Raw genomic sequence first — 16,682 nt, 5'->3', positions numbered from 1 at the left:
CAGAGGAAAAGTGGAGGGAACCAACAAGATGTGCTGATTCCCTCCACGTGTGGGGATGATTAGTTTAGGAAGTCGTCATCAGCGGCGAAGGCACCGAAGTCAGTCTCAGCGCTCACGCGCCCACCGCCAAGGCTCTCGCCGTCACGGGTCTTTTGAATGTTCCCGAGCCCGCAGGCGATACCGCGGTTGCCGTTCGTGTTAAACGCATAGAAGGACAGGGATACGCGCGCGTAGCAGCCCGAGTACACCTCGGCGCGATCCAGGATCGGGGCGACGCTCTGATCGACGATCTGCGGAGCGGTCAGCGAGTTGGCGTTGAGGAAGTAGGCGCCCTTGTAGGCTTCGTCGTCGCGCTCAATATCTCCGTCACGCAACGGGAGCTTGAGGGCGGCCTTGTTGGGTCGCTTACCACCAAACTTGGCCGTCCCGGCGTCGATCGCGGCGTCGATGGCCTTCTCGATCGCGGCAATGGTGGCGGTGTCGGACTTGGGGATGATCAGGGAGACGGAGTACTTGGGTTTGCCTCCCTGGATGGAGTTCGGCTCCCACACATGCGCATAGCTGAGGCGAACTTCGCCGGTGACGATACGGGTCGGATTAGTTGTAGTTGTCATGATCTTTTCTGCTTTCTACTTGTTACTTGTTGGGTTGAAAATCGGTGGCCGCACTCACCAGATCAAGCGCTGGCCGTTTATCGGATGCAGGGACCAATGTGGGTTTGCCTGCAGGTTTGGTCACGAGATCACCGAGGATCTCGTTGAAGGCGGGTTTACCCATCAGCTTTTCCATGGCTGTGAGGGTGATGAGCTTGCGATCCCAGATGTCCCTATAACCAGCCGCCTCAGCCGCCGCAGCGACGTCTTTCTCGGAGGTGTATTTGCGTACCGACCTGCCTGCGACGAGCTTGAACCCCTCAAAGACCACACCCTGATTGACAGCCTTGGAAAGCGCGTAGGCTTCCACGTCGGATGCCCACGTTTTGAGCTGCGGAATCCTCGTGAGCACGTCAGCAATCTCCGCATCACTCAGCTCGGCCGGTGGGACGAACTCGAGCTTGGCAAGTTGAAGGTTGGCTTCGGCTCGTGCTCGACACGTTGGCGCGATACGACAGAACTGACACCACGAGCCCGGACAAAACTCACCCTCACCAGCCGAGGCCAGCTCAGCTTTCGGTTTCACCTCGGTTTCAGCCCACTGTTCGAGCTCGGCAACAGAGATTTCCCAGGTGTCGACGTTCGCCCGGCGCGGCTGATAGATCGTCACTGATACCGTCTCGATGTCGTACAGGCTCCCGAAAGCGTGGAGCGCACCGAGCGCATACAGCATCAACTGCGGGTTGTTCACGGCTTCAACCAACACGCCTTGCCCGTATTTGAGATCAATGATCTGCAAGGTGGGTTCGGCGATGATCACGCAATCCCCGGTGCCAAAACTGCCAGGAACAATGTGGGAGAAGTCCAGGCGCTGTTCGATCAGCACCTGCGGATCGCCACAGGTCTCCTGGGCGATGGAGATGTGTTCTTGCACAAACGACACATAGTCGTCGGTCAAGGTTTCCATCTCGTCATCAATCCAGGCCGAGACCGGACGCTTCGAGCGCTGCTTGAGAGCCCTGCGGAGTTTGTGCTCCGCCAAGGCATGAGCGGCGGTTCCTTGCTCAGCAGCAGCAGACGTTGACTCCGGCTCATCCGATTCGAGCCGAGCTGAAGGTGTGCAGTTGAGCCACCTGTGTGCCCCAGATGCCGAGAGGAGGGCGTGGTCAGACGGTGTCATTAGCAATCTCCTTCGCCTGTTCGAGCAGCCAGCCGAACTTCGACGGATCCACCGCTGAGAGCTTGTCCGCACCAGCCTCGACGATCAGCTCACGAACCTTTGCGGTGTGGCCTTGCGCTGAGAGCTCGGAAAGAAAAGCACGTACTTCTTCGAGCGCCACTACCGGTTCAGGTTCAACCTCCGGCTCGTCCGCGAGTAGTTCTGGCTGGCTGTGCACAGCTGGGATGGTTTCGAAGGGTTCCTTGATCTGCAGGGCAAGCTCTGGGCGTTCACCAGGCATTCCTGCGTGGTCTTCGAAACTCTCCTCAACGATCTGCTGAGCCCGCGCAAGCAAATCGGCGAGCGACCGCAGCGCCTGGTTCCCATCACGAATAAAGGCATTGAGCTGTGACATCATCATTTGGACTCACCCGTCTTGAGAGCATCAGCCAATGCCATGAGGTCGTCATCGGTGTTTTCGGTGATGTCGATCTGCTTGACCGAATCACCAGGAACAAGAATCATGACTTTGCGCGGGCTACCAAGCAGTAGGCGCATGAACCGTTCACGCAGCGTCACGTTCTTAGTTGCGACGATTCCGGGGTCGTCAGGGATACGCCGGGCAATATGAAGCTTGAGACTATGTCGAGCCATCGGGCTTACCTTTCTTCCTCATTTGTGGGAGTAGCCCGGTTGGCTTCTCCCTTTCACCCCACTGCCGACACCACCGAAAGTGTTAAATCGGGCATCCTCAACCGCCTGTCGAATCAGCGGTTTTACCTCTGCCACTAGCTGCGATACCCGAGCACGGGTCAACCCCATATCGCGTGCCACCTGCGCCTGATTGAGCTTGTCGGTTGCAAGAAGGCGCGTCATCACCTCATGATGCTGAGGATCCAAACCAGCGATGACGCCACGCATAGCCTCGAGCTCACGGGTGTGCTCGACGCTGTCCTCGCGTTCGATGACCTGGTCTTCAGCGCTGATACCCGGTGAAGCTGGATCAAGGTCGATGTCGAGCATCTGCTCATACGAAAACGGCTTGTTATTCGGGACGCGGCATCCACGTCGAGGACCGCACTCAGCCCCGCACGTGCATGTCTTCTTACCCTTGCCGCGATCGGCGCGAACCGCCTTATGCGTGGCCGCTTCTTCTGCGTTCCACAACTCGTCGAGAATCTTCTGCGGTGTGCGGGGCTTGACCTGGTTGAGTGGAACACCAGTTGTGGCGGCGCGTTGCTGGCGGTCGGTTGCGATCATGAGAGCGAACTCGCCAGGGTCAATGTCGAAAGTGTCAGTGATGGACTCGTTCTTGTTGTTATCTGCTTCGTGCCTGAAGGTGACCTTCATCGAAGGATCTCCATTTCTCCGGGAATCCCGGTGATGTGGAGACCTGATCTGTTTGGCTCAGATCACTAGTGAGAACTGCTAGGAAGACGACAAAGGCGAGCCACCCCACACGCCCCTCAGCAAAGAGGGGTTGGGTGAGGTGACCCGCCGAGCGCTCCCAGAGCAGGTCTCACTAGTGATTTGTTTGTCTAACCCCCACGGCCTGCACCCGCCATAGGGCTTGCTCATCCGCCAGATGAGCTCCCGAACAATCACGCTCAGGCTTGGAGAACGTCAGTGCCGGTGGCCACCAGCACTACCGTCCCCACCCACCCGGTCCGAACTGTGTCGAAACCGAGTGGGCTGTGTACGACTACTTGCCGCGCTTGGACGGCTTAGTCTGCGCTAATGCCGAGGCGGCAACGGACTTGGTCCGCGCCGAAGAACGGCCATCGCGCAGCACAGCTGATGCCTTGCGTGCCACAGCACGCGATGTCTGCTTACGGTTCCTACCCACGCTCTTCACCTCCTTCGCTCTCGCTACGACACCCACCACCACTTGGTGCGTGTTCATGAGCGTTCGCGCGAGTCGGCGTGCGATAATGAGATGACAGTTGCTCGTCTCGTCGGCTCGTGTTTTGCTCACATACTCATCAAACGCTGTGGTTTTGGGACTTCAGATCGGTGAGGGAAGCAAAAACTGGGACTTCTGGGACTAGTTTTGGGACTCGGCATAGAGGAGCGTGACGCATATGGGTTTGCCCGAGTTTTGTCGCGCTGTTTATAAGCGGAAGAGTCCCATCACTAACCAGGCAAAATTCGTCCAAGCCGTATTCCAACACGCTGGCAGCGCAGAGCGGTTAGATGACGAGTACGCACGCAAGATCTTCACCGGAGCAAAACCGATCTCCGAACCGCAATACGAATCATTTTCAACGCCGGTGAACAAGAAATCTTTGCATGATTTCCTTCTTAGCCACCTGAGGCCCCTCCCAAGCACGAAGCGCACGTTGGATGATCGTTGCCAAGAAGTCGGCAAAGACGCCGGGCTGCCCTCAACCCTCACTATCGAACCAGAAGCGTTCATTTGGGCACTCACAGATTGGTTCGACGCGATCATCCACGATCCAAACCATTGCGATGTCCTCGAACACTGCTACCGACTTCGCCTTGAAGGCCAGGAACCAGACGAGATCAACCCTGCACCGCAGCCGCTCTATCAAGGAGATCGCGTCGACGTGACGGAACCGCCCGCACTGCAAAAACACAAGCCAGGATTTTGGGCCGAGTTCACTCACACATGGACACTGCGCAACGTTGGCAGCATCGACTGGACCAGTCGGACACTCGTCTGTACGAATCCAACAGACCCGCGAATACGACCCGTCGGCACCAAACAAATCGCCATTCCTGAAAGCCCACCAGCGACAAGAAAGTTCATCAAGATTTCTTGCACGTTTCGGGCGCAAGGCTATGAAGGGGCGGCCTCAAGCCACTGGGAAATGCGCAACCAGGAAGGCGAGAACTGCTTCCCTCAAGCGACTACAACATTCAATGTCGATGCCACAGTTATTAACCCGGATCTTCACTCGACAAGGTAGGGATGATGAGCGAAGCTGAATTAGAAAACTGGGTCACCATGAAAGAAGCACAAGCTCACCTCGGTGTGCGCCGGGAAACCATCACGAAATGGATCGTGACGCACAATCTTCCCGCCTACAAAGTCGGCAGGGTCTGGAAATTCAAACTCTCAGAAATCGACGAATGGGTCCGCACCGGTCAAGCCGCAGAAGAACCACATCCCAACAACACTCACGAGCCTAAGGAGGAACGCTAATGCCAGAACTGAACTGGGTCGGCAAAGACAAGGTGATCACCCACCACCTCGACGTTCCCTACCGCGTCCTCGACCGCCAATACTCCTACAACGAGCACGGGCAACATCAGGAGGATAACGGCTCCCAGAACATGATTATTCACGGTGACAACCTCGAAGCCCTCAAAGCGCTCCTGCCTCGCTATGAAGGAAAAGTCGACTGTATCTACATCGATCCTCCCTATAACACAGGCAACGAAGGCTGGATCTACAACGACGCCGTCAACGACCCACGAATCAAGAAATGGCTCGGTGAAGTCGTCGGCAAAGAAGGCGAAGACCTCTCCCGCCATGACAAGTGGTTGTGCATGATGTACCCGCGCCTGCGCCTGCTGCAGCGGCTGCTTGCACCGACTGGTGCTATTTTTATTTCGATCGACGACAATGAGGCTGCCCACCTGAAGGCTATGTGTGACGAGATCTTTGGGGCTCGTTGTTTCGTGGCTGATATTTCGTGGCAGCGCACCTATTCGACCCGTAACGATTCCAAAGGAATCCCTGCCGAGGTTGAGCACTTATTCGCGTTCTCCAAACAGCCCGACTGGAACCCCAACAAGCTCGAACGCACAGCCGAAATGGATGATAAGTACAGTAATCCTGACGGCGATAGGACTGCTTGGACGAGCTCAGATGCATTCGCTCCGGGAGCAGCTACACACCAGGGCATGGTCTACGCGATTCAACACCCATTTACGGGAGCAATGATCTATCCGGGCACTGGGAATTGTTGGCGTTATGAACAACCGGAGATGTTCCGCATATTTTCTGGTTGGACTGCCTATGAGTTGAAGGATCTCGATGACGCTGCGAAGCGCGCACGGGTGTGTGGCGTACCTGCTGATGAAGTGAAGCCCGGCGTTTTGGGTCTCGTATTAGCGAAACCGTTGGAGGAAGCTCAAGCCGATGCGCGCGCAGTGTATGAACGCGGCCAGTGGCCTCGCTTCTACTTCACCAAAGGCGGCGAAGGTGGCGTCCGTCGCAAGACATACCTCGATAGTGTGGGTGGGCTGCTACCGACGAACTTCTGGCCATACGAGGTTGCCGGTCATACGGATGAGGCGAAGAAGGAGATCCGTGCGATCTTTGACGGCCGTGTCGCGTTTGATACTCCGAAGCCAACCCGGCTCATCGAACGGATCTTGAAGATCGCAACTAAACCGGGGGACATCGTCCTCGACTCATTTGCGGGGTCTGGTACGACGGGCCATGCAGTGCTCAACGTCAACAAGTCCGATAAAGGCGAGCGTTCATTTATCCTTGTCGAGCTAGGTGATTATGCCGACTCGGTGACTGCTGAGCGTGTCCGTCGCGCGATCACTGGCTACAAGGGCGAGTCAGAAGAATCGATCACGCTGTACGAGCACAAGCTCACGTTGACGGCGATGAAGAAAGCCGACGGCCTGCTCGCCGAGGCAAACAAAATCTACCAGGAAGCTCAGGGCAAGTACACCAAGGTCTCCCGCCCGAAGATCACCACGAAAGTGACAGGTAAATCGGGTAGCTCCTATCTACAAGTTGTCGCCACACAGTCTCACGACCATGACGTTTCGGGTACGGGAGGTGACTTCTCCTTCTATGAGCTTGGCGCGCCGCTTCTTGTTGAGGGCGATTTGAATCCCAATGTTCCTCTTGAGCGGGTCCGTGAGTATGTGTGGTTCACCGAAACGGGGCAGCCGTTTTCGAATCCGCCCAGTGCCCATCCGTATTTCCTGGGTCGGCATGAGGATGCGTCGTTGTTTTTCGTGTATGAGCCGGATCGTGTGACGAGTTTGGATCGTGGCTATCTGGCTTCTATCCCGATCGAGTGTGCGGCTAGTTCGTATGTGATTTATGCCGATACCTGTTTGTTGTCGGATGAGGAGCTGCGCTCGCTGAATATCACGTTCAAGAAGATCCCTCGGGATATCACCCGTCTCTAAGGAGTGTTGGTCATGGAGTTGAAGAAGTATCAAAACCGGGTGATTGCCGATCTGGAGGATTACCTCACCCAGCTTAACGAGCAGCCCACTCTGAGCGAGGCTTTCAAGATGTTTTGGGAGTCTCGCCAGATTGAGGTTGGCACCCTGCAGATGCCGGGCTACCAGAATGTGATCGATGGTGTTCCGCACGTGTGTTACAAGGTCCCAACTGGTGGTGGGAAGACGTTTTTGGCGTGTGCGTCGGTGAAGCCGATTTTTGAGGCTTTGCCGCCGACGCGGAAACAGGCTGTGGTGTGGCTGGTGCCGTCGGATTCGATTTTGACGCAGACGTTGGCGGCGTTGAAGAATTCCTCGCACCCGTATCGGCAGAAGTTGAATACTGATTTTGGTGGCCGGGTTGAGGTGTATTCGAAGGAAGAGCTGCTGGCGGGGCAGAATTTCAGCCCGTCGACGGTGGCTGAGCAGTTGTCGGTGATGGTGCTCTCGTATGACTCGTTCCGCTCACGGACAAAGGACGGGCGCAAGGCATACCAGGCCAATGGGAATCTGGCGTCGTTCTCGACTGCGTTTGGTGCCCCGGAGCAGCTGATCGAGAACGCGGATGAGACGGCTTTGTTTCAGGTGATTAACCAGTTGAATCCGGTGGTGATCGTGGATGAGTCGCATCACGCGACGAGCACGTTAAGCCAAGAGATGCTCACGAATTTTAACCCAGCGTTCATTCTTGATTTGACCGCGACCCCGAAGCGGCAAGCGAACGTGATCTCGTATGTGGATGCGCTCTCGCTCAAGAACGAGAGCATGGTTAAACTTCCGGTCATTGCGTATAACCGGTCCTCGCAAAAGGATGTTGTTACGGATGCGATCGATCTTCGCCGTTCTCTAGAGGTCGCCGCTACACAGCAGTATGAGAATGGTGGCGCTTATATTCGCCCGATCGTGTTGTTCCAGGCTCAGCCGAAGACGAGCGAGGATGCGACTTCGTTTGAGCGGCTGCGTGACAAGCTGGTTAAGGCTGGTATTCCTGCAGAGCAGATCGCGATCAAGACCGCCGACGTAAACGAGCTCAAGGGCGTGGATCTGCTCAGCGAGGAGTGTCCGATCAGGTTCATCATCACCGTGAACGCGTTGAAGGAAGGTTGGGACTGCCCCTTCGCCTACATTCTGGCGTCGTTGGCGAACAAAACCAGCCAGGTTGATGTTGAACAGATCCTTGGCCGTGTTCTGCGCCAACCCCACGCGAAGAAGCAGCCGAATACGTTGTTAAACATGAGTTACGTGTTGACCTCCTCGAACGATTTCGGCGTCACGCTCAAACAGATCGTTGCAGGGCTCAACAGTGCCGGATTCTCCAAGCGCGACTTCCGTACAGCCGATCAAGTAGCTTTCGACTTCACTGGTGCGAACCAGTCCAGCAAACCTGCCCCTACGTCGTCAGACTCAGTGGAAGGTATGGACGTTGAAGAGTTCCTGGAGTTCGATGAAGAACAGGTTGCAGCTGATCTGGATGCGCGCGAAGAATCCGCTAGTTCACCAGAGCCTTCGCCGGATCTGACGGTTGCTTCGATGATCGAGCAGGCGGCTCAGCAGGGTGCGGACTATGAGCAGGAGGCCGAAGAAGCCGCCCAGATGGGTGAGGGTTACGTTCCCTCGGATTTGGAGGATGCTGTGGACACGAGCTTCGTCAACCCCGAATTCGCTGACGAGATCGAAACCCTTCGCCTTCCCCAATTCGTCATCCAAGAACCCGGATCAGCATTGTTCCCGACCGCTCATGAGGGATACAACGAGCTCAAGCACGAGGCACTAGCAGGTGACTTCGACTTGGCTACGAAAGACATCGATATCGACTTGTCGACGGCAGATGAACAGATGTACAAGATCGACGTGCGAAAGGACTCCGAGGTTCCTAAAGCCTTCCGGATGTCGAGCACCGACCAAAAGTTCATGCGCGAACACTTCTCGAAACTGAGCATCGAAGGACAAAAACGTAACACAGCTGAAGCGATCTACCAACGGATCAAACCGATCAATTCGATCACTGACTCTGACTTGCGCGCATACATCGTGCGGATGGTTGAGGCCTTCGGCACCGAGCAACTGCTGACCTATCAAGAACACCCGCATGCGGTAGCAAGCAAGGTCAAACAGAAAATTGACGGTCTTTTGGAAGCGCACAAGGTCAAGAGGTTCTATGAGGACATCGAGACCCGCCGCGTTGATGTTCAACCGCTCTATGCGTTCCCGAAAGCGATCCAGCCCGTTCATGCTTCCTCCCTGATTGGCGGCTCCCTGTATGAGGCCGAAGACAAGATGAACGGCTTTGAGCTCGAACTCGCTGGTCGCTTCTCTGGAATGGACAACGTTCGCTGGTGGCACCGTGTCATTGAACGCAAGGGCTTTTGCCTCAACGGGCCGTTCAACCACTACCCAGATTTCGTCGTGATGACCACCAGCGGCACCATCGTGGTTGTCGAGACCAAGGGCGAGCATTTGAAGAACGACGATTCTAACCGCAAGATCAGGCTCGGGCGGGCGTGGGCGAACATGTCTGGCAATGGTTATCGCTACTACATGGTCTTCGAAGATGGCGTCACTCCACCTGACGGGGCGGTTACTTTGTCGGAGCTCGTGCGTATCCTCGAAAAGCTGTAGGCGGGAAGGACACCTCTTGGGAGAAGACGAGATGGCACAGGCAACGATCACGCCAACGCTGCGCGGTGACACGTTTGCGTCCACGTTCACCGAGGTGGCGCATTCGAACATGTTAGGTCTTCGAAACGACGAACAGTTACGCCTGTTCCACCTGTCTGTCCAAAACAACCGCTTCGACCACACAGCCCTCGTCAAGTTCCTCAAACGCAACGTTGGACGCTACGTCTTCTCCCGCGCCGAATACGAAGGCTATAAGCAACGAGACGATCTCGAAGAGGTCGCTCTCGACGCGGTGAACCGGATGCGTTCACAACAAGACGGCATGGGGCTGGGCGAAATCTTGCTCTACGTCCTGCTCGAACAAATCCTCGAAGCACCCAAAGTGCTGAGCAAGATCGAGCTCAACCAGGCCCGAGGTCAGATCCACAGCCGCTGTGACGCCATCCACCTACTCACACCAGACGGTCAGCGAACCACCAGCAGTATCGTGTTTGGAACCTCCAGCGTGGTCGGCAACATTGGGGATGCTATCACTGCAGCATTCGACCGCGTTGTAGATATAGAACAGAATCGCTCAGACGAGGTTCAGCTCGCCGAGCAGACCGTGTTCACCAAGACCCTCGACCCAGCAACAGCAAGCTACGTGAAAGATCTGCTAATCCCGAAGCCGGGTGGGGCACCCGTGTTCGATACTGCCTATTCGATGTTCCTGGGCTACGACATCGGTTTAGATCCGAAAAACTATGGCAACCAGCAGTATCGGTCTGCACTCGATCAGAAAATGCAGGGTGATATCGCAGCGCACGCCCAAATGATCGCCAACGAGATCAACACCCGAAACCTAGATAACTACTCGTTCTACATTTACGTTTTGCCCCTCAATGAAGTAGACGTTGACGCGGTCGCAATCATGGATGGGCTCGTGGACGGGCCAGGTGGTAGCCATGTCTGACAAGCAAGTAACCGTCGGCGATCTCGTATTTTCCGACATCGACTCCAACGAATTCCTCAAACAGCTGTACGCAAACCTGCTCCACAACTACGGCTTACATCGGTTGGGGCTGGCGAATCGTCAACCATACGACGTGGATCTTGAAGCAGCCCTGCGGTTCGCAGACCTGCTCTCGAAATCAACCCACCCCACCAACCGTGACCGGCATAGGGTGTGGGCGCAAGAAATCGCACTCCTGTGCCACATCCTCTACCCACAAGATGCGCGAACGAAAGCATATGTACCTGCAATCTTCACCACGTTAGGCAACTACCCAGGCCTGAAGCAGTTGGGCGTGACTTCCGATGCAGGCATCCTTGACGCCGCATTCAATGCTTACCAGGCCGAGTACCTCACCGTGCCCGGTGACAAAACGATGAAGTTCTTCGCGCCGCAAAAGAAAATCTACGACCGCCTCACCGACGGCAAGTTTTCCTTCTCAGCCCCAACATCCTTGGGCAAGTCCTTCATCATGCGCACCTTCATCACCAACCAGATCAAATCCGGGGTGAAGGCCAACTTTGCGATCATCGTGCCGTCAAAAGCGCTGATTAACGAGACCCGATCGAAACTGATCGCTGACCTTGGCGAAGACCTAGAACGACACAACTACCGAATCGTCAGTGCCGCCGGTGACATCGTGCTCGAAGGCGATCACAACTTCATCTTCGTACTCACCCCAGAACGTCTGCTTTACCTTCTGATCGGCAAACCTGCGATCGAATTCGAGTACGTCTTTTTCGACGAATCACACAAACTCTCATGCAAGAACAGCCGCGCCCCGTTCTACTACCAAACCGTGACAATCCTTCAACACCGCCACAGGCCACCGCACTTCGTCTTCGCTTCACCCAACATTCCCAACCCAGAGGTATTCCTAAGGCTGGTTGATCCTAACTCTGACGAGAATGAGACCAACGCGGTCGCAACGCAGTATTCGCCAGTCGCGCAGTTCAAATACCTCGTCAACCTGCACGAGAACACCATTTCCAGTTACAACGACCACACCCAAGAATTCACGCACCTAGCCTCGCTTCAAGCTCAGGACGCTACCGCACAGGATGTAACCCGATTTGTTAGTGAATCATCACGAGGTTCAGATCATCGTGGGCAAACCATCGTGTTTCATGCTGCCCGACATCACGCAGTGCAAGCGGCGCGTGACTATGCCCAGGGTTTGGCAGACCTCAACGATAAAGACTTGGACGCTCTCGCAAAAGATATAGAACGCGACGTCCACGAGGACTACTACCTCAGTGGTCTCATCCGTAGAGGCGTCAGCTACCATATCGGCTACCTTCCACCAGCAATCCGCGAACGCATCGAAGGTCTGTTCCGCGAAGGTAAAATCTCGACACTATTTTGTACCAGCACGCTTCTAGAAGGAGTCAACCTTCCCGCCGACAACCTCGTCATCACAACCAACAAAATCGGCAGAGCAGGAATGACAGCAGTCGACTTTAAGAACCTGATCGGCCGAGTCGGGCGTATCGAGTTCAACCTCTACGGCAACGTATTCATCATCGTGGGCGACCAACTTGCATCCGAGCGACAGGCCAAGGAACTCCTGCAAGCGAATGTTCCTGCACAGAAGCTATCTGTGCAAACTGACTCACAAATTATCAGCAAGAAAATGAAGCAAGGAGTCGTTGCTGATCTTCAAGAAGGACAGATTGAGTTCGCCAAGGGAGATGAAAGCTACGAGCGCTACAACATGAAGCGCAAATTCGGCCTCATGCTCTTGCGCGACATCACCACAGGACGTCAAAGCCTAGTGCGTGAAGAATTCTCCGACTACCTCGACGACCAAACCGTCAGCCAAATCCGCGAATCCTTCGCGCACCGAGAAGGGCAACAAGACGACGACATCAACGTATCTGTCGACCAAGCAGAATCCTTAACTCAAGCTGTCCGAGCCGGACTCAAATACCCACACATCTCCCCGGACGGGAAGTTCAACTACGACGAAACTCTCGCGTTTCTCCAAAGGCTCGCCTCAATCTTCAAATGGCGCGTCTACGACCCCGAAACACTCGGAAAAACAGATAAGTACAGCAACCAACTCACGATGCTGCGCTGGTACACCGTATTACTCACACAATGGATGGAAGGTCACGGACTCCGTTCGATCATGAACCGTGCCCTCCAGTACCGCCTGCAACAAGGAACGCTCTACATCAAAGGGCAAGGAGAGATCCGTTACGAGAACACGCTCCAGCACCGCAACATCGTTATCAGTGAAATCCTGAAAGTTCTTGAAGATGTCATCCTCTTCAGTCTGTCGAACTACTTCCTCAAATTCTCCAACGAATACAAGAAGGTCCACGGAAAAGAGCAGTTCGACAACGACTGGTACGAGTACATCGAATACGGCACGACAAAGCAGGAAACCATCCTTCTCCAACGACTCGGATTCACCCGCGAGAGCGCCACCTACATTCGAACCAACGTCTTCAATGCGATCTTCCTTCACGAAGGAAAGCCCTACCTGAACCCGATTCTCCTCGAAAGCTCGAACATCAACGTCCGCAAAGAAGCCAACGAAATCAGATACAACGTGCCAGAAGCCTTCTCGATGCCAGCTTTTATGTTCTAACCCCCGCACTAGGTACCCGCTAACGCAAGCCCACCAGCAGACCCCCTCAACCAGAAACGTGCACCTGCGGCGCGGACGTCATGGCGACGAGCACCAGATCACCGGACGTCCAGCACCCCAACGAACAGCCTCAGAAACGACAAAACCCCTGCTCAACAGGGGTTCAAGGGCTCATGCGGCTTTTATCATTTTCGACGTCTAAGTCTCCGAACGGAGGTGCAAGCACAAGCGCGGAACGCGCTTGAATGCTTGTGACCGGAGTGAGGAAGGGTCGTAGGGAGCGCAGCGACGGAACACCCGCTCGAAGCGAGCTGCTTCTGGCACTCACCCGAACTGGATCTCAGAATGACCTCTTCTAGTGGCACAGTTTACTTATAGTGGCACAGTTTACTTAGTTTTCATCTGAGTCAGGTGCAGAACGTTTGAAGCGATAGCACAAAACATAACAGGTAATCGCGAGAGCTAAAGTAGAAAGAATATTAGCTACACCAGTAATAACGCTGACTGCACCGCAGAACAGTAGTACCGCGAAAACTCCACTACAACCCGCTAAGCAGCAACCAATAACCCAGTACAGATCGGGATTCTCGTACCACCGCATAACCGCTGCTCCCATCTTGTAAAAACCAAAAATCTCTCAGTCAGAATACCGGAAAATTCCGTATCTCGCTTTCCCTTGCGTCCCTTACGGAACCACCGCCCGGAATTAGACAGCTTACAGTCGTTAATCCCCGCACTTTGAACAGCCAGCAGAATAATGGATTACATATGTTAAATAATGAAGTAAACTGACAATAGCTATAAAAAGGAGGATATATAATGAAATCAACAACATCAAATGTTAATTTTAAGCTCGATACTGATGTGAAAGAGTCGATGGAAGATGCTTGTAAAGCTATGGGGTTGACTCTTACCGCCGCCTTTACGATTTTTGCAAAGAAAGTTGGTACCGAGAGACGCATCCCCTTCGAAGTAGCGGCGCCAGTATCAGATTACGCACGCGCTTTACATCGAGATTCGACAGCCTACCGAGCAGGACGGCTCGACACCGTTAGCCTAGAAGAAATGATGGCTCGCTATGGTATGGAAAATTGATTTCACCCGGCGCGCAGAAAAGGCTCTAAGCAAGATTGACGCTACCTCCGCGAAGCGGATCCTAAAAGAACTCCATACCGTTAGCCTGCTAGATAACCCCCGCCCAAAAGGTAAAGCCCTGAAAGGCGAACTAACCGGCTACTGGCGTTATCGCGTGGGAAACTACCGGGTTATCTGCGACATCGTGGACTCACAGCTGCTTATCCTCGCAATTGATTTAGGACACCGAGCGATTCACGCGAGTTTTCTAAAATCAGATCAATGACAGCCTCCAGTTCATCGAGATTCCACTGTCTTTTAGCAGCTTTTTTCTTTAGATCCCTACTAAAAGCAGAAGTGAACTTGGCTGTAAGCCTCCCATTCATGCTAACGCTGCTTCGATAACATCCCGACCACTTACATAGGTTTTACCTTCACCGCGCGCGATCATCTGCTCGGTTTCACGAATAGCTTCCAGACTCTCGGCATTAGGTCGCCGGTAATCGAAGGATAGCGGGATGGACTCAGTGTTCACTATTTCAGTGAAAAATGCGCGGATCACCGACGACAAATCAAGACCGTAGTTCTCCACCACTTTCGCTGTTTCTTCTTTTAACCCGCTATCAATTCTGACAGTTAAAGTGCTAGCTCCCATCAGCCCCTCCTTCCAACATTTGCACATACATTTTAAAATAGCTGTCAGTACAAATTCAAGAGCTTTCCCTTGTTCTCCGCACCGAATCACCGCCAAGAATTGCATATGCCGGCAAAGGCCTGAAAATGATGGCTCGCTATGGCACGGAAAAAATGATTTGGGAAACCGCCGCGATATCTATGAAAGATGAAAACTATAGCAAGCGCTAGTGAATATAAATTTTTCTACCTTGCCAGTGGTTGATCAGCCACAGGTCATGGCTTGCTACGATTAACGTCCCCTCCCAATCATGCAAGGCTTCTTCCAGCGCTTCCATCGCCTCCAAGTCTAGGTAGTTGGTGGGCTCATCAATTATCAGCAAGGCGGGAGAGGTGGCCAGCGCTAACGCAATTTGGGCTCGCCGCTGGTTTCCGGCCGACAGCTCCGGGATGGGCTTAGTCCACAGGGAAGGATGGAGGACGCCTTTGCCGGCCTCGCCAATACCGTTTTCCCAAATGGGGCTAGTGAATCCGGGGTCGTTTTCCTGAGGAAGCTGCTGAGGAACCAGCCCGACCTTCCGCTCGCCGGTGATTGTGCCGCTACTTTGCGCGCCCTCGGGTGGCTGCCCGCGATAGATCCAATTCAATAAGGTAGATTTTCCAGAGCCATTAGCACCGGTGACCAGCAGCTGCTCTCCGTAGGAAAGATCAAAACTGACCGGCGCCAGCCGTCCGGCAACTGTGGCACGACGCGCAGCCACCGCGATTCCGGTGCTTGCAGCGGGTTGATTGAGCTCAAAAGCCAGGTCATAGCTACGGGGTCTACGCACTTCCTGGTTGCTAAGACGCTCGCCTCGCATATCATCATTTCGCATTCGGCGCTGCGCGGTGGCAGCAGCGCGATCGGAAAAAAACTTCTTGGCTTTACCCTCAGCGCTCGCCAGGCGTACGCCCCCGCGAGCTATCTTGCTAGCTTCCTGGCGATGTTTTCTCAGTAACCGTTTCTCGGCCTGCTGAGCTGCATGTAATTCCCGATGCTTGCGGCGGGCATTCGTTTTTTCGGCTAAATATTTCGAGTAGGCGCCCGCGCAGCGATAAAGACCAGTAACCTGACTACTACCAGTAGCTTTAGCTAGTTCATTCCATAGTGCTACGTCCTTATCGTAAATAACCGTGGCAGTGTCCTCGATAAACGCCCGGTCGTGACTCGACATCAAAACCGCGCCCTTCCAGTTATTAACAGTTCCCACTAGAAAATCGATTGCACGCGCGTCTAAATGGTTGGTGGGTTCATCCAAAATCAACACCTCGGGCTTCATGATTAACGTGACCGCCAGTTGCAGCCTCCCCCGCTCCCCCGGGGACATACTACTTAAACTGCGGTCACGTCCTGATCCTGTGAACACCCCCAAGCCAAGCCTCGCCAGAACTTCAGTGAGCCGCGCCTCGAGCGACCAAATATCAAAACAGCTCATTAAGGCAAGTATCTGGTCATAGCGCCGCCCCTCCTGGTCAGTATCAATACCCTGGCTCATTTTGGTGGTCGCGTCCTGAAACTGGGTAGCGATATTTCCTAGAGGACGCAAAGCGCACTCGAGGTAATCTCCGGCGCTTCCACGAGAATCTTCAATTGCCGGCACCTGGAAGAACTCAGTGTTTGTTCCCTCGATCTTGACCTTGCCTTGTTCTGGCAAAAGATCCTGGGAAGCGATGCGAAGCAGGGTGGTTTTCCCGCAACCATTGGGGCCAATCAAACAGGCACGCTCACCCTCCCCTACCTGCAAATTGATGTTTTCGAGCAGCGGTTTAGAGGAGTATGAAAAAGAAATATTTTCGAGAATGATGGCAGACATAATA

The 16,682-nt window shown here is 54.3% G+C and carries 15 protein-coding genes; 8 read left to right on the top strand and 7 right to left on the bottom strand.

The features are described 5' to 3' along the window. Positions 1-59: 59 nt before the first annotated feature. Genes BQ5456_RS07855 through BQ5456_RS07835 form a run of 5 tightly spaced genes read right to left on the bottom strand, consistent with a single transcriptional unit; the run spans position 60 to position 3,102 of the window. Positions 60-614, bottom strand: a complete 555-nt coding sequence (locus BQ5456_RS07855) for a DUF2815 family protein (protein WP_062613117.1) — start codon at positions 612-614, stop codon at positions 60-62. A gap of 22 nt (positions 615-636) precedes the next feature. Continuing rightward, a complete protein-coding gene (locus BQ5456_RS07850; RefSeq protein WP_062613115.1) occupies positions 637-1,773 on the bottom strand; it encodes a DUF2800 domain-containing protein in 1,137 nt (378 codons plus the stop codon). Next, positions 1,760-2,173, bottom strand: coding sequence for a hypothetical protein (locus tag BQ5456_RS07845; protein ID WP_071129490.1), 414 nt, complete (start codon positions 2,171-2,173; stop codon positions 1,760-1,762). Before BQ5456_RS07845 ends, BQ5456_RS07850 begins: the two co-directional genes overlap by 14 nt. Then, positions 2,170-2,406 (bottom strand): hypothetical protein, encoded by a 237-nt coding sequence (locus tag BQ5456_RS07840; protein ID WP_062613111.1) that lies wholly within the window; start codon positions 2,404-2,406, stop codon positions 2,170-2,172. Before BQ5456_RS07840 ends, BQ5456_RS07845 begins: the two co-directional genes overlap by 4 nt. An 18-nt stretch (positions 2,407-2,424) precedes the next feature. After that, entirely contained in the window at positions 2,425-3,102 is a 678-nt protein-coding gene (locus BQ5456_RS07835; protein ID WP_143037061.1) for a sigma factor-like helix-turn-helix DNA-binding protein, read from the bottom strand. 731 nt (positions 3,103-3,833) lie between these two features. Here BQ5456_RS07835 and BQ5456_RS07830 point away from each other — a divergent pair. The 8 genes from BQ5456_RS07830 (at position 3,834) to BQ5456_RS07790 (ending at position 14,478) form a co-directional block, all read left to right on the top strand. Beyond that, the gene (locus BQ5456_RS07830; protein WP_071129489.1) at positions 3,834-4,682 is read left to right on the top strand and encodes an NBR1-Ig-like domain-containing protein; all 849 of its coding nucleotides are present in this window, start codon (positions 3,834-3,836) and stop codon (positions 4,680-4,682) included. 5 nt (positions 4,683-4,687) lie between these two features. Further along, a complete protein-coding gene (locus BQ5456_RS07825; RefSeq protein WP_062613108.1) occupies positions 4,688-4,918 on the top strand; it encodes a helix-turn-helix domain-containing protein in 231 nt (76 codons plus the stop codon). After that, positions 4,918-6,876, top strand: coding sequence for a site-specific DNA-methyltransferase (locus BQ5456_RS07820; RefSeq protein WP_071129488.1), 1,959 nt, complete (start codon positions 4,918-4,920; stop codon positions 6,874-6,876). The genes BQ5456_RS07825 and BQ5456_RS07820 overlap by 1 nt, the downstream gene beginning before the upstream one ends. A 12-nt stretch (positions 6,877-6,888) precedes the next feature. Continuing rightward, positions 6,889-9,531 carry a DEAD/DEAH box helicase family protein gene (locus BQ5456_RS07815; RefSeq protein ID WP_071129487.1) on the top strand — a complete coding sequence of 881 codons (2,643 nt, stop codon included), beginning with the start codon at positions 6,889-6,891 and terminating at the stop codon, positions 9,529-9,531. Between the two features lie 31 nt (positions 9,532-9,562). Further along, positions 9,563-10,483 carry a HamA C-terminal domain-containing protein gene (locus BQ5456_RS07810; protein WP_071129486.1) on the top strand — a complete coding sequence of 307 codons (921 nt, stop codon included), beginning with the start codon at positions 9,563-9,565 and terminating at the stop codon, positions 10,481-10,483. Then, positions 10,476-13,118, top strand: a complete 2,643-nt coding sequence (locus tag BQ5456_RS07805; RefSeq protein ID WP_235858556.1) for a DEAD/DEAH box helicase — start codon at positions 10,476-10,478, stop codon at positions 13,116-13,118. Before BQ5456_RS07810 ends, BQ5456_RS07805 begins: the two co-directional genes overlap by 8 nt. 819 nt (positions 13,119-13,937) lie before the next feature. Next, the gene (locus BQ5456_RS07795; protein ID WP_071129483.1) at positions 13,938-14,213 is read left to right on the top strand and encodes a type II toxin-antitoxin system RelB/DinJ family antitoxin; all 276 of its coding nucleotides are present in this window, start codon (positions 13,938-13,940) and stop codon (positions 14,211-14,213) included. Next, complete coding sequence (locus BQ5456_RS07790) at positions 14,197-14,478, top strand: type II toxin-antitoxin system RelE family toxin (protein ID WP_071129482.1); 282 nt, start codon at positions 14,197-14,199, stop codon at positions 14,476-14,478. Before BQ5456_RS07795 ends, BQ5456_RS07790 begins: the two co-directional genes overlap by 17 nt. 96 nt (positions 14,479-14,574) lie before the next feature. Here BQ5456_RS07790 and BQ5456_RS07785 read toward each other — a convergent pair whose 3' ends face one another. Next, positions 14,575-14,847 carry a type II toxin-antitoxin system RelB/DinJ family antitoxin gene (locus BQ5456_RS07785; protein ID WP_071129481.1) on the bottom strand — a complete coding sequence of 91 codons (273 nt, stop codon included), beginning with the start codon at positions 14,845-14,847 and terminating at the stop codon, positions 14,575-14,577. 205 nt (positions 14,848-15,052) lie between these two features. Continuing rightward, a complete protein-coding gene (locus BQ5456_RS07780; protein ID WP_071129480.1) occupies positions 15,053-16,678 on the bottom strand; it encodes an ABC-F family ATP-binding cassette domain-containing protein in 1,626 nt (541 codons plus the stop codon). Positions 16,679-16,682: the final 4 nt, after the last annotated feature.

It is taken from the genome of Varibaculum massiliense (genome assembly GCF_900106855.1).
GTDB classification, from domain to species: Bacteria; Actinomycetota; Actinomycetes; order Actinomycetales; family Actinomycetaceae; genus Varibaculum; species Varibaculum massiliense.
Note: the sequence above shows the minus strand (reverse complement) of the source record. Positions and strands in the feature narration are given on the sequence as shown.